10 protein-coding genes are annotated in these 14,621 nt (G+C 39.3%); 1 reads left to right on the top strand and 9 read right to left on the bottom strand.

The genetic code is table 11. From position 1 onward, the window contains the following. Positions 1 to 3: 3 nt before the first annotated feature. The 8 genes from MKZ18_RS07965 to MKZ18_RS07930 all read right to left on the bottom strand — a co-directional run bounded on the left by MKZ18_RS07965 (position 4) and on the right by MKZ18_RS07930 (position 8,694). Positions 4 to 912 carry a C40 family peptidase gene (locus MKZ18_RS07965; RefSeq protein WP_061784824.1) on the bottom strand — a complete coding sequence of 303 codons (909 nt, stop codon included), beginning with the start codon at positions 910 to 912 and terminating at the stop codon, positions 4 to 6. Between the two features lie 17 nt (positions 913 to 929). Further along, positions 930 to 1,856, bottom strand: coding sequence for a S66 peptidase family protein (locus MKZ18_RS07960; protein WP_062954732.1), 927 nt, complete (start codon positions 1,854 to 1,856; stop codon positions 930 to 932). A 102-nt stretch (positions 1,857 to 1,958) separates the two neighbouring features. Then, positions 1,959 to 3,578, bottom strand: coding sequence for a peptide ABC transporter substrate-binding protein (locus tag MKZ18_RS07955; protein ID WP_283880756.1), 1,620 nt, complete (start codon positions 3,576 to 3,578; stop codon positions 1,959 to 1,961). A 43-nt stretch (positions 3,579 to 3,621) separates the two neighbouring features. Next, positions 3,622 to 4,620: an ABC transporter ATP-binding protein gene (locus MKZ18_RS07950; RefSeq protein ID WP_076513229.1), complete on the bottom strand. Its 999-nt coding sequence runs from the start codon at positions 4,618 to 4,620 to the stop codon at positions 3,622 to 3,624. A gap of 7 nt (positions 4,621 to 4,627) precedes the next feature. Beyond that, a complete protein-coding gene (locus tag MKZ18_RS07945) occupies positions 4,628 to 5,572 on the bottom strand; it encodes an ABC transporter permease (protein ID WP_035320101.1) in 945 nt (314 codons plus the stop codon). Positions 5,573 to 5,574: 2 nt separating this feature from the next. After that, positions 5,575 to 6,504, bottom strand: a complete 930-nt coding sequence (locus MKZ18_RS07940; RefSeq protein ID WP_076513231.1) for an ABC transporter permease — start codon at positions 6,502 to 6,504, stop codon at positions 5,575 to 5,577. 15 nt (positions 6,505 to 6,519) lie between these two features. Beyond that, positions 6,520 to 7,344, bottom strand: a complete 825-nt coding sequence (locus tag MKZ18_RS07935) for a M55 family metallopeptidase (RefSeq protein WP_340842583.1) — start codon at positions 7,342 to 7,344, stop codon at positions 6,520 to 6,522. Positions 7,345 to 7,569: 225 nt separating this feature from the next. After that, positions 7,570 to 8,694, bottom strand: coding sequence for an IS4-like element IS4Bsu1 family transposase (locus MKZ18_RS07930; protein WP_100347207.1), 1,125 nt, complete (start codon positions 8,692 to 8,694; stop codon positions 7,570 to 7,572). A gap of 385 nt (positions 8,695 to 9,079) precedes the next feature. Here MKZ18_RS07930 and MKZ18_RS07925 point away from each other — a divergent pair, with 385 nt between their 5' ends. Continuing rightward, positions 9,080 to 10,375, top strand: a complete 1,296-nt coding sequence (locus tag MKZ18_RS07925) for a purine/pyrimidine permease (RefSeq protein WP_239428839.1) — start codon at positions 9,080 to 9,082, stop codon at positions 10,373 to 10,375. Positions 10,376 to 10,416: 41 nt separating this feature from the next. On the opposite strand, the gene MKZ18_RS07920 is transcribed toward MKZ18_RS07925, so the two are convergent. After that, on the bottom strand, positions 10,417 to 14,592 hold the full coding sequence (locus MKZ18_RS07920; protein WP_340842585.1) for a C39 family peptidase: 4,176 nt from the start codon (positions 14,590 to 14,592) through the stop codon (positions 10,417 to 10,419). Positions 14,593 to 14,621: the final 29 nt, after the last annotated feature.

The following is a 14,621-nucleotide window of genomic DNA, read 5'->3' as shown; positions in this document are numbered from 1 at the left end:
TCCTTATGTCCAGTAGCGACGTATTGCGCAAATTTCATCTTCGTATTCCATTCCTTTAATAGGAATAACCTCAACAGTTTTACCCGTTTTCGGCGAATGAATGATTTGACCATTTCCATAGTACATAGCCACATGATGTACAAAACCCTTTCCTTGTTCGTAAGCAAAGAATAATAAATCTCCTGGCTTCATTTCTTCATATGCAACCCCTTTGCCACTTGTAGCCTGGTCGCTTGCATCGCGAGGAATCGTATATCCATTCGCTTTATGAAGGGAGTAGGTAAAGCCTGAACAGTCAAAGCCATATGAGCTCATTCCTCCCCATAAGTAGGGAAGGTCTAGAAATCGCTTTCCCTCCAACACGAGATGCTCTCCCGATTTTGTTGGATGCTGTTCTGTATCAGCTTGAACTACATTAACATCCTTAGTCAGGAGGAGACCTTTTCCAAGCGGCGTCTCTACTTCAACATGTTCGTTTAGGTGTTGAAGCACAGGTAAAGTCGTTCGATAGCTAAGCATCAGCTCTGTTTGATTATTAATTACTAAAAGCGTTTTTTTGGCCACTACCTGAGCATATGAGTCTTGTTTTTGTACCTCTACTGACTTTAATTGACTTGCGGGAACCCAACCAGGATACCCTGCATCATTCTTTTTAGAAGGCTGACTTGGAATAAGGACGTAGCACCAATCTCCCTCCTGCTTAATAACCTCGACCTTTTCACCAAATAAAAGCTGCGTTTGGACAAGGTTTTCGTTGCATAAAGCGAGACGTTTTTCATACGTTAAACGATATAACCACTCTTCTATATCAACAGGTGCTTCTAGTGCGACCTTATCAAGGCTGCGAGGTGATTCTGTAGATGTCCACACCGTTGCAACTGACACTGTGACAACGTATCTCTTAGCATCCATTGTATCCTCTCCCTTTATTAATCTACTTTCACGCCGGCTTCTAACTCTACCATTCGTTCATAGGTTGACATTGTTGCATACGCCCCAACAGGCACCGCAATTTGTGGCGAGCAGTGTCCGATTAAGAACCCTTTCATAATCGGCTTTTTCAAACCTTTTAACGGCTGTAATAAAGCTTCTTCTAATGATAAAGAGTTTTCTTTTTTTAACGGTTCACACTTATGAAAATCGCAAAGCATAATGCCTGCTGCGTCTTCAAATTTCCCAGCAAGCTTTAACTGCGTCATCATCCTGTCAATGCTGTACGGCTCTTCTTCAATATCTTCAATAAATAAAATCTTGCCCTTTGTATCCACTTCAAACTCTGTACCGAGTGAACTTGCTAATAACGTCAGGTTGCCACCAATTAACTGGCCGCTTACCTCCCCCTGTTCGATAATCTGGAGCGGGGTAATTTGGTCAGTATAATATGTTGGCTGCGGGGTAAAAAGCTGTTGAAAAGACTGCTTTGTTTGTTCTTTTACATCATCTTTTCCGATATCAGATGACAGCATTGGCCCGTGAAACGTAATAAGTCCTGTTTTTTGAGAAATAGCCGTATGTAAAAATGTAATATCGCTATAGCCCCAGAATATCTTTGGATTGTCTTTAATGAGCTCATAATCTAGTAAATCTGCCATTCTAGCCGTTCCGTAACCACCGCAAGCACAAATAATCCCCTTGACGTTTGGAGTAGCAAAAAAAGCATTAATATCCCCTGCACGCTGTTCATCTGTTCCTGCAAGGTAGCCATTTTTTTCATAAACTGATTTTCCAACTTGAACCTGAAGTCCTAAGCTTTCTAGGTACGCAATTCCCTTTTTTAACTGCTGTTCTTTTGGTGGGCTAGCTGGTGATACAACGCCGACGATATCTCCTTTTTTTAAAGCAGAAGGTTTCATCATTTAAAAGCACCCTTTCCCTTTATGTAATGAAGAGGCTGTGCGAAATAGAGAAATTGCTCCCATTTTGCACAGCCTGCTTATTCACTACTTTATGAACGATGTTTATTTTTTATCCGCCCATTTTAACTCTAAGTAACCAACTGGATGACGAACAATTCCAGATACGTTTTCGTTTGTCAAAAATACGTAGTTATAGAAGTGAATTGGGATAATTGGCATTTCATCAAATAATAGTTTTTCAGCTTCATACATTAGCTCAAATCGTTTCTTTTCATCAGCTTCATTCTTTGCTTGTTGAATTAATTGATCATATTTTTCATTACTCCAAGCCGTACGGTTCATTGAATGGCCTGTTTGGAAGTTTTCTAAGAAATTGATTGGATCTGCGTAGTCAGCTAAAAACGAACTACGAGATAATTGGAATTTCAGTGCTTTTTGCTCTTCTTGGAATACGTTCCACTCCATGTTCGCAAGCTTCACATCAACACCTAAATTTTCTTTAAACATTTGTTGCAGTGCTTCAGCAATTTTCTTATGCGTATCATCTGTGCTATAAGTTAGCGTGACTTGAGGTAGCTTATCGTATCCTTCTTCTTTCATTCCTTTTTCTAAAAGCTCTTTTGCTTGTTTCACATCTGTTTTGACAAGATCACCGCTTGTTTCACGGAAATCAGAGCCGTTAGCATCATTAAACCCTTTTGATACAAAGCCATAAGCCGGCTCTTCTTTGTTTTTCGTTACATAGTTAACAATTTGGTCTTGATCCACAGCTAAAGCAAACGCCTTACGAATATTGACATTTTGGAACGGCTCTTGATCTAGATTAAGACGATAGAAATAAACACCTGCTTGATCTTTAATGTCTAGACTATCATCTTTTAACAACTGATCACTTAAATCCGCTGGAATTTCAGATACATCAAGCTCACCGTTTTGGTACATTTGATATTCTGTATTTGTATTTTCCACCATTGCCCAGTTAACTTTATCTAACTTCACACTTTTCGCATCCCAATACTGATCGTTTCGCTCCATAACGATATTGCTGTTATGCTTCCACTCTGTCAGCTTAAATGGACCATTTCCAACGAAACTTTTCGCTTCAGCAAACCACTTAGGGTTTTCCGTTGCTACTTTTTCATTGATTGGGAAAAATGCAGGATTTGCAATGACGCTTAAAAAGTACGCTTGTGGACTCTTTAACGTTACTTCAAACGTCTTATCATCTACTGCTTTTACTTTTACGTCCTCAGCTTTTCCTTTTCCTGTATTAAACTCTTCTCCACCTTCAATAAAATAGCCTAGGAAAGCAGCTGGAGAGCCTGTTTCAGGGTTTAATAATCGTTTCCATGCAAATTCAAAGTCTCCTGCCGTTACGTCATCACCATTCGACCACTTTGCATCTTCACGAATATGAAATGTATAAACTTTACCATCTTCTGATACATCCCATTTCTCAGCGATTGCTGCTTCTGGTTCATGCTCTTGCCCTAATCTTGTTAAGCCTTCCATTAAGTTGTTTAACATTTGCCAAGAGTACGAGTCAAAACCAATTGGTGGATCAAAAGAAGTTGGTTCTGCACCGTTATTCATATACAATACTTTACCATCTTCCTTCTTATTACCACCTTCAAGCTCGGCACCTGAATCGCTTGTTGCCGTACAGGCAGCAAGCGCAAATACTAAAATAGACATCATCACGACAGACATAATTCGTTTCATCTTGTTCCCCCTGTTCTCTTTACCTATTTATGTATCTATAAGGCTAGCTTATAGTAGATACTAGTTTTTTGGCTCTTTCATCTTGCAGCCAACAGCTGACTGAATGCTCATTCCGAAACAAAATTTCACCAGGATACACGCGATCACACACTTCCATTGCGTAAGGACACCTAGCAGCAAATGAGCATCCAATAGGAGGTGCAAATAAGTCTGGCGGCGAACCCGCAATTGGCACGAGGTCTCCACCACTCAAATCGAGGCGTGGCACAGACTGTAAGAGACCTTTTGTATAAGGATGCTGCGGTTGATAAAAAATATCTCTCCGCTTTCCTGCTTCAACGATTTTACCTGCATACATGACGGCTATTCGGTCTGCGACTTGGGCCACAACTCCTAAATCATGCGTAATCAAAATAATGGATACACCTGTTTTTGCTTGAATCTCTTTAAAAAGCTCTAAAATTTGAGCTTGAATCGTTACGTCTAAAGCCGTTGTCGGTTCATCGGCAATGAGTACTTCCGGTTCACATACAAGAGCCATGGCAATGACAATCCGCTGTCTCATACCTCCGCTAAATTCATGAGGATATTGTTTCAAGCGCTCTTTTGGATTTGGAATTCCAACTAAATTAAGCATGTCTAGTGCTTTTTTATTCGCTGCTTCTTTTGTAATATTTTCATGCTGCATCATGCTTTCTGCAATTTGTTGCCCTACCGTAATTGTTGGGTTCAATGCAGTCATTGGATCTTGGAAAATCATTGAGATATCCGCGCCGCGTATCTTTCTCATTGCCTTTTCAGAAAGCTTTGCTAAATCCCTTCCCTTAAATAAGATTGATCCTCTTGTAATCTTTCCTGGAGGATTTGGAATCAACCTCATAATGCTTTGAGAAGTTACGCTTTTCCCACATCCTGACTCGCCTACAATCGCGAGCGTTTCGCCTTTATATAAATCAAACGACACGCCTCTAACCGCTTGGACCTCACCGCCATATGTAGCGAATTTCACAGTTAAATCTTGAACTTCTAAAACTTTTTCCACTGCGCTTCTACCTCCTTAACTTTGGATCAAGGGCATCTTGTAAACCGTCCCCTAGCACGTTAAATGCAAACATGGTGATGGAAATAAAGAAAGCCGGGAAAAATAAGCGCCACCAATAGCCAGATAAAATAGAAGATAAACCGTCGTTTGCCATTACCCCCCAGCTGGCAAAAGGCGCTTGAACACCTAATCCTAAAAAGCTTAAAAACGCTTCGGCAAAGATAGCTGTTGGAACCGTTAATGTCATTTGAACAATAATGGGTCCCATTGTATTAGGTAACAAATTTTTCTTAATAATTCTGGCTGTTTTTGTGCCAAATGTTTTGGAAGCAAGCACAAATTCATAGTTTTTTATTTGAAGAACCTGCCCTCGGACAATTCGGGCCATTCCAATCCACCCTGTCACGGAAAGTGCAAGGATGATGGTTGATAAACCAGGTCCCATCACCACCATTAGCAAGATGACGACTAGCAAGTAAGGAAGACCATATAGGACTTCAACAATACGCATCATCACGTTATCTGTGCGACCTCCTTTGTAGCCAGCAACTCCTCCATAAATAACGCCGATTATAAAATCAATTAAAGCAGCCATTACTCCAACGAATAATGAAATTCTTGCTCCATACCACGTTCGAGTAAAGACATCCCGTCCTAAATCATCTGTTCCAAACCAGTGTTCTTTTGAAGGTGGCTGATTTTGATTCGCAAATGCCGTTTGCGTGACGCTGTGGGGAGAAATCATCGGTCCCATAATGGCCATGATGACTAATAAAACTAAAAAGATTAAACCTAGCATTGCTAGCTTGTTTTTCACTAATCGTAGCCATGCATCATGCCAATAAGACAAGCTAGGACGCACAACAGCTTCAGCCTCGGTGCGATCTTTTTGCTTTGGTACAAACCATTCATCAGGAATGTTTACTGGCTCTTGTGCTTTCAAATCACTCATGCTCATCCTTCCTTTCGATGTAGTTTAATTCTTGGATCTAAAATGCCATAGGCAATGTCTACTAAAAACAGCATAAAAATTAAAATGGCGCTATAAAACACTGTCGTTCCCATAATGACCGGATAATCACGCGTGTTTATACTGTCAACAAAGTATTTTCCCATACCAGGTATAGCAAAAATCTGTTCAATAACAAACGTCCCTGTCAGTACGCTAGCAGCAATTGTTCCCAACACCGTTACAACAGGAAGCAACGCGTTTCGCAAAGCATGCTTAAATACAATCTTATAGGGGGAAAGCCCTTTAGCTCTTGCTGTTCGGATATAGTCTTGTGTTAACACTTCAATCATACTTGCACGGGTCAAGCGCGCGATAATAGCCATTGGCCCCGTCGCAAGAGCAAGCGTTGGTAAAATCATATGCTTCGGGCTCGTCCATGTAGCAGCCGGCAAAATCGCCCAATCAACGGCTAGCTTTTGAATAAGCAGCGTTGCCATAACGAAGTTGGGAATCGAGATTCCGATAACAGCAATCGTCATAGCTAAATAATCGACAATTCCATTGCGGCGTAGTGCAGCTACAATTCCAAGCGCAATACCTGAAAATACAGCTACAAGTAAAGTGACCATTCCAAGTTCAAAAGAAACGGGAAACCCGCGCCCCAGCAAATCATTTACTGTTTGAGACGGCTGCTTAATTGATGGTCCAAAATCAAACGTAACAATGGATTTTATGTACATAAAATACTGGACAATTAATGGCTCATTTAAGTGATAGTACGACTCTAGATTTTCTTGTACAGCTTCACTCGTAGCTCGCTCTTCGTTAAAAGGTGAACCTGGTATAGCATTCATTAAAAAGAAGGTTAATGTTACAATGACCCACAATGTGATAATCATTGAAATAAACCGCTTCACTATGTATGTCTTCATTTTTAATCACACTTTCTAACAAAATGTAGTTCGCATCGCAAGTTCTGTCATAACAAGCATCGCTTGATATGCTTCTAAAATATCTTTCGCTTGAAAGCTAACGATTGTTGAATTAGGCTCAATTTTTGTACCTGGCATTAAATTGGCCCATTCCGCTTGACCATAATTATTAAATTCGATTCTCAAGGTTGGTTGGGTTGGTGGTAATAAAGGGTTGACTAAGTGTTTATTTTGAATGGCAATTTCAACTTTTTCTTGAAGTAATTGTTCTGCTTTCTTAGGAGTAAGTGTTTGTGCTGCAGAACGAGAAATGGCTTTTTTAACAATTGCTGTCGTAATGTTTGGAATGAGCGATGTCGCTTCGGTGGTTGTATAATCATCTCCTGCTACAAGTAAGATGGGCACTTCATAATATCCTGCGACGTAAGCATTAAATCCGAGCTCACCAACGGCTACGTCGTTTATATACATATTTCGCACTCCGAAAGTCATAGCATGTGACATAACACCAGGCATTCCAGCGCGTGAATGGTATCCAATAAACATAGCTCCAGCAAATGAATCATCAAGACCTTGAACCATTGAATATGGCTTAACGCTTCCTGAAATTAAAACGGCTTCAGGATGTAGGTCTTCAACTAACAGGTTATTCATACTTGAATGGCTATCGTTTACAACCACTTCTGTACATCGGCTTTTTAAAGCAGCTGTGATGACAGCATTGGCTTCTTGCGTCATAATGCGCCTACTGCGCTCATAGTTTGCTTCTTGTAAAAAGACGTTGCTTTGATCCACGAGACCAGTAATTCCTTCCATATCAATAGATACGTATAGCTTCATCTTTACACTCCCTTCTTTGTTTAAAAGAGTTAATTGTAGTAAATATTAAGAAAATTATAAAATATTTATTCAATTTTTTCCACTAGCGTCGCATAAATTTTAACTGAATTTTCTGTTTTCTTATTTTTCCTTTTATAAAGAAAAACGAATACTCTTGAACAGAGGTAGTAAACATCCATTTTTTTACTATAACTGTTGACGAGTGTGACAGAGGCGGGAAACCCTTTATGGGACCGCTTTTCCTGCGATTTTTCGTAGCCATAAGTGAGCGGATTTCCATGGAGCTGCCTTCAGTAAACGACTAATTTGTAAGTACGTTCTCGAACTATTCGTGTTCAGTTGTGCCAGTACATGCAGGCAATAGACAATCATCGCGATGTACACCTGATTATGCACGCCTTGTTCGCTTTGTGCGTAGAACTTTTTAATAGTCAAGTGCTGCTTCAGCCATTTAAAAAATAGCTCGATTGCCCAGCGCGACTTATATAACTCAGCGATTTCGTCAGCGCTTAAATCAAATCGATTCGTGATCAGATGCAGTTCGTTTCCTTTTGAATCGAGCACTTTGATGAGGCGAAAAGCGTTTTCTGCACGGTTTTGTGGTGTACCAATCAAAACCATTTCATCTGAAAACACAAGCGAGTCTTCAGGCAGTTTAAATGGCTCGATTACACGAATGACAGCGTTTTTTCGTAAGCGTGACACAAAGAAATACCCATCGTCTGTCATGCGGTCAAATCGTTCATAATCCAAGTAACCCCGGTCAAAGACGTACATGCATTCTTTGTCGTCAACGAGTACTTCCAGCTGACCACGATCATGTTCTTTCGCGTTTGTCAGCACCGCTTTATCTGGATAGGAACAGCCTTTTTCTGCGTAAACAAGACGTAAATGAAGCTTGATGCCCGACTTTGTTTTACGGAATTCAGCCCACTTATGGTTTTTCAAGTTCAATGGCAACGTACTCGAGTCGATAATTTTCAGTGGTGTTGTCGTTTCTCGGCGCTGCTCATAATGTGATTTCTCGTGAATTTGGGCAACTAAATCCAAAAATACCTGTTGGAACACTTCAGTCGGCACTTGATTTAATCGGCGTCCGAGCTGCGAAAAGCTAATCGCTTCTAAATGCGTCGCTTTTTGAAGGTCGTCAGAAAATAATGTCTCACTGACTGCACGCAGACTCTCGGTTTCATTGAGCTGAGCGAATACGAACAATTTCAAGAATGACGCAATGTGTAGCTTCTTTGTATAGTAATTTAATTGATAGCTTTCAACCAATTCCTCGAGTTTTGTGGAGAAAATCGGTGAAAACCATTGTTCAAATGATGTTTTTCGTGTAAACTTATCCATGCTTATTGTCCTTTATTTTGGATTTGGATGGTTTATTACCGCCCAACCATTATAAAGGCTTTTTTTATGCAAAGATAAAATTACTGAAAATTTAGATTTTTATAAAGCGCTGAATTATTTTAATGCGACACTAGTGAATTTTTTCAATATAATATTTATTGTTTTTGGAATAAATTGTTTATTTCTGTCTATCTCTCTATTCACCCTACATATTTCGTCAATTTTTGCACCGTTTCTTTACCTGCGTCGATATACCTACAGCATTTGTTTTCTAGATTAATATAGAGATATCGCTTTCAAAACAACGATTTCGTGGTAAAATGTAAAAAGTTACTAGCTAAAACAAACTAGATTTAGACAGATTAAACATGAGGTGCATACTATGATTCGTACGTCCATTGCTTCTTTACAATGGTTTTTATTTATGATTTCTAATAGCATTATCGTTCCAATTGTCATCGCTTCTCAATTCAACCTTTCACCAACAGAATCCATTGAATTTTTACAGCGGACGCTTTTCATTCTTGGAGCATCAGGCTTACTTCAAATCTTCATCGGACATCGATTACCGATTATGGAAGGCCCAGCTGGCGTTTGGTGGGGCGTATTTTCCCTTTATGCCGGCTTAGGAACAGTTTTATTTGGTTCGGGAACGGAAACGCTTCAGGTTTTACAATTCACGATGATTACAAGCGGGATTATTGCTTTATTAATGAGTGCTTTTGGCCTTATTGATAAGCTAGCAAAATATTTTACCCCAACCGTAACGGGTACTTATTTAATTTTACTAGTAGCACAGCTAAGCGGTTCATTTTTAAAAGGGATGCTTGGCGTAACAAGCGATAACCCTACTATTAAACTTCCAGTCGCGTTAGCTTCAGCTGCTATTTTACTATTGGCTTTTTATATGCTGTCACATCCGCTATTTAACAAGTTTAGTATTATTGCAAGCATCGGCATTGGTTGGGGACTGTTCGCTCTTTTAAACTTAACGGATCAAATTACGTTTCAACCCAACCTCTTTTATATCCCTGAACCGTTTGCTTTTGGCCCCCCAAAAATAGCATGGAGCATGGTAACAACTGCTTTCTTTGTTACGCTTATCTTAATTACAAACATGCTCGCTTCCATACGCGTCGTTGAATCTGTTTATGAACGTAACGGGACAAAAACAAAAGGAAGCTATATCAAACAATCAGGCATTGCTTCAGGCATTAGTCAATTACTTGGAGGCGTTTTCTCTGGTGTCGGGGCAGTTCCAATTTCGGGGTCTGGAGGCTTTATTTCAGCAACTGGTATATACAGTCGTTTACCGTTTATCGTAGCGTCGTTCTTATTATTATTTGTGAGCATTTTTACTCCGCTCACTTCCATTATGTCTAGCTTACCAACAGCCGTGGGCTATGCTGCTATTTTCCCTGTCTTTGCGAGCATGATTGCATTAGGCATGCATGAGTTTTCCAATACATCTGCTCCTTATCAAGCCATGAAAAAAGCTGGAATTCCTCTATTCGCAGGAATTGGAGTTATGTTCTTACCTTCGGAAGCTTTTTCTACACTGCCTCCACTGGTAACGACATTCTTGAGCAACGGTTTGGTGTTAGGTACGCTCATTATTCTTGTTATCGAAGTGTACTCATCTTTTCAAGAACGCCGCCTTTCTAAGAAAAGCAGCCAATAAAAAAGTGCTTTGCATATGTAGCTGCAAAGCACTTTTTTCATTTACTTAACACGTAGCAAACGAAGATCTTCGTCTCTTTTTGCCATCTCATAAAACTGGCCGCTTTCATCTTGTTCCAATACAAGGTGAAGCTCTTGTTCCGCTTGTTTTATATCTCCTATACTCGCTAGGTAACAAGCTAAATTGTAGCGAATAAACAGGTCATCTTCTTCCTCTAATCGCTTTGCCATAAGCTCCGCTGCAACTTGTGTCTGCCCCGTTAAATGATAGGCAATACCAAGCTCTACATACAGCAAGGTGTTCGTTTGGCCATTTTCAATTCCTTCATTGAAAATGCCAATGGCTTCATCATAACGTTCTATTCGATTATATAGCTTTCCTAATCCAGCATAAACGTTGGGATCATATTTTTGCTGCTTTAAAAGTTGTTTAAACTTTTCCTCCGCTTCTACTTCACTTCCTTGCTCACCGAGTAGAATCGCTTGATATAATAAGAAATCAAAGTTGTAAGGCTCTATATCTAATAAAAATCCGAGAAAAGATAAACCTTTTTTTACGCTCTCATCATCATGATCGAGATTGATGATAATATGCATTAAATGATATCCAATACTAAGGTCTTCCGTTTCTTTTAACTTTCTCTCTAACAAAGCAATAGCTTCGTCTTCCATCTGCCTTTCTTCATAAAAGCTTGCTAGCGCATGCACGGCTTGTACATTTGTACGATCTAGCTTTATAGCCGTTTCATGTAATTCAATGATCATACCGAAAAGTGCAATCATTGTTGCTTTTTCTTTAAATTTTTTAATCGTACGCTTTAGAAATGCGCTTTCCTCTTCTACATCATTAAATTCTTCGACTACTGCTTGCAGCGCGACCGCTGTATTCATATAGATAAATGCCTTTTCTTCCTTTGGGACATTTAGTTTCTTTAAATGAGTAGACAGTGTCAAAAGTTCTTTTCGGGATGGGAAGCATTCCAGCCACGTTGCATAAAACAGCTCTTCTTCCACGTTTTCTTTAATGAGGGTTAGCATAACCAACTTCGCTTCTTTAAGATTTCCTTGTTGAATACACCAATTTGCATAGTGGTGCTGTACGGCTTGTTGATTTGGACTCATCTCTAGCGCTTTTAACAAGCACTTTTCCTCTTGGTCTTTATCACCTTTCGCACCATATACATAAGCTAAACTATCCATAACCCATCCTTGAAGTGAAGGTGTGTCAACGGTTTCTAAATAGTTAATGAGCTCTGCATAGTCGGATTCTGTCTTACACAAATGTGATAAACGCTCCATATTCACATCTAATGGATCGAATTGCAGTACGGTATATAGGTAATCTCTTTCTGCTGCTTCATCTTCTTCCATTCGAGCAATTAGTATTAAGTTCTCATACGCACCGCTGTTTCGACGATCATAATACACGCTTAGCTCATACGCTTCTTTAGCTTTTCCAACTAAATCCATCTCTTTGTAAACTTCACCTAATCGATAGTATGAAAAGCCATTTGGTTCAACTCTCAGCGTCTCTTCATAAAGAGCTATCGCTTCATCATATCGCTTCTCTTCTTCTAACAGTACGCCAGCATAGCATCCATAAAGAATTTCTTTTGGATTCATTTTCCATTCTTGTTTTAAGAAGGTAACTCCTCGTTCTAATTGATCAAAATCATTCATAAATCCAACATACGATTCTAAAGCTTGATCTAAATCCGTCTCTAGGCCAGCAAGACCTTTTTCAATGAGAGAGATTCCAACCTCTATCCCCTCTTGAAGGCCCTTTTCTTTGCAAAAATGTACCAACGCATTCCCAGCGTCTAAATAAGCATCTTGATCGTACTCTTCAGCTATTAAAGCTTGTTCATACAGCTTTAAAGCTCCCGATAAACGGCCAGCTTGCAGATAAGCATAAGCAAGGCCATTTTGAAGCATTGGCGTATCAGCATTTGCAAAGAGCTGAATTGCTTTTTCATATTCTTTGTTTTCAATATAGAGATCTCCAAGAAGACGTGAGAGCGTTTCGTTGCTTTCGACTTGCTTAATTCCTTCACATAAAATAGTCTCAGCTTTTAACGAATCGTCTTTTTCATGTTGATACCAATCTGCTAACGAAATGTACGGGTAAAGCATATCAGGCTGCAGATGCTTTGCTACCATAAAGCCTCGATAAGCTTTTTGTCCTTTTTCTAAGCGCTGATCACACTTAGCGCGTTCATACCATAGAAATGCGTCTGTGCGATCATGACGCAATAACTCATCGAAAATAGTTCGAGCTTCTTGAGTCTTTCCGAGGTCATTTAAAATCAGTGCATGATTAACTTTTGAAAATGGCTCTTCATCATAAAAGCTTAGTGAAGTATGAGACAGTTCAAAAGCGTAATCAACATCGTCTTTATAGAAATATGCAAGAGCTAAATAGCTCAGTACAAGATGCTGCTCAATATCTAGCTGCAATGATCGCTGAAAATACGTAATTGCCTGCGTATACTGATCATCTTCAAAATGAATCCTACCTTTTAAGTAATAATAAAATGAACTCGTTCGTTTTTCTTTAACTTGTTGCAAGAGCTCACCTGCTTTTTGTTTTTCACCCGTTCGGAAAAACGCATAAGCTGTGTGTAGCCTAATATAGTCATTGTTTGGATACGTAGTAAGCAGTTTGTGTAACCACTCGAACGTAACTTGACGACTATCCTCTCGAAAAATGTGCTTAATGCCAAACAAAGGAGAAAAAGGAATATCTCCATGTGACTCTAGAAGCGCTATTAGCTGTTGAATATAACGCTCTTCATCCTGCTCAACTAGCTCTGTTATGCGATATAATTCTTTAAAAAAATAGTGATCACGCTCTGAAAGAAACGCAAGTCCTGCTTCTTCTTTACAAATAGCAATTGATAAATAGCCTGAGTTTACGTAAGCTCGTTCGAACTCACTATACTCAACCAGCTGAGGATTTAAAAAATTAGGATCCTGCACATAGAAAGCCTGTAGCTGATCATTATAACCATATACCACTTGAACATGTGAAGCATGCTCAAATTCTACGCTAACAAGTATTGGTGTACCGTTATGAAGCAGTTGCTTATACGTCTCTATAGTCCCTGTGAAAAAACGACAGCTATAGCCTAGACTTTCCGTATACTCCACCGCGGTTGAAAGTTTTGAACCAAGTTGGCTATAAATATGTTCAGCAATTTCATCTTGTGTCTTGGGTTGGTTAAATAAGCTAAGAATCATGCTTAAGCTTGCCGGAACGCAGTAGTTATCTTTTTGAATAATAGGTTTAATGGGTAACTTCACAGCTTGTCCATCATTCATTAATTTTGCGTACGGCGTATTTTTCAAACTCTCTTCTTGCTCTACTAATACCTGTAGCTTGCTTGCATTTTTTAAATAAAAATAGGCTTCTGCTTTGAGCTGTGTAAAATAAGAATGATACTCTTTTGTAATGAGTATTTGTTCCAAGTCATTAACAGCCTCAAGAAGCTCCTCATAGCACTGTAAATCTTTTAGTTTTCTAACTTTCTCCATATATAATGCAGGTAGCTGAGGATACATGCCCAAAGCTTCATTAATCGTATGTAAAGCTTTATCATGCTCACCTTTTGCAGCGTATAGGTCCGCCAAAAATAAAAAACACATATCAGATTTTTTATTTTCACCGATACCCTCGCTTAAATAATATTCTGCTTTTTCCCATTCGCCCGTTTGAATATAAAAATAGCCCCATTTATCAAACATTTCGGTTTCGTTGTATTGCTCGACTTTTTGCATCCATTCTTTCGCTTCATCAAACCGCTTAATTTCTAACAGAATACGTACCATTAGGAAGTAAGCCATTTCAATTTGTTTTGGTGTAACTGTATTTAAATCTGTAGTTTTTAATAATAAATCCAATTCTCGCTTTGCTTGTAGCGTCTTTCCTTCACGAACAAATTCATCATATAAAAAGACAGCCATTTGAAATGTGCCAAAATGGCGATAAGCGTATCGAGTAACCACGCTACTATATCGATACATTAACCCGTCATCTAATAGACGAATGAGCTCGTATAAATCATCGCTCGATTGAAACTCAGCAAGCTTTTTCCTTAGAGTAAGGTGTGAGGGTGCCTTTTCAAGCTGTTCTAATTCTAAGCGCACAGATTGAAGTCCATCAACAATCCGATGCTCTTCTACATAATTTTTCAATTCTTTTACTGTAATCTTCATCATTCTAGCCACCTCATCTATTCCGCAACCAC

It is taken from the genome of Priestia sp. FSL W8-0001 (assembly GCF_038050335.1).
Lineage (GTDB): Bacteria > Bacillota > Bacilli > Bacillales > Bacillaceae_H > Priestia > Priestia flexa.
Note: the sequence above shows the minus strand (reverse complement) of the source record. Positions and strands in the feature narration are given on the sequence as shown.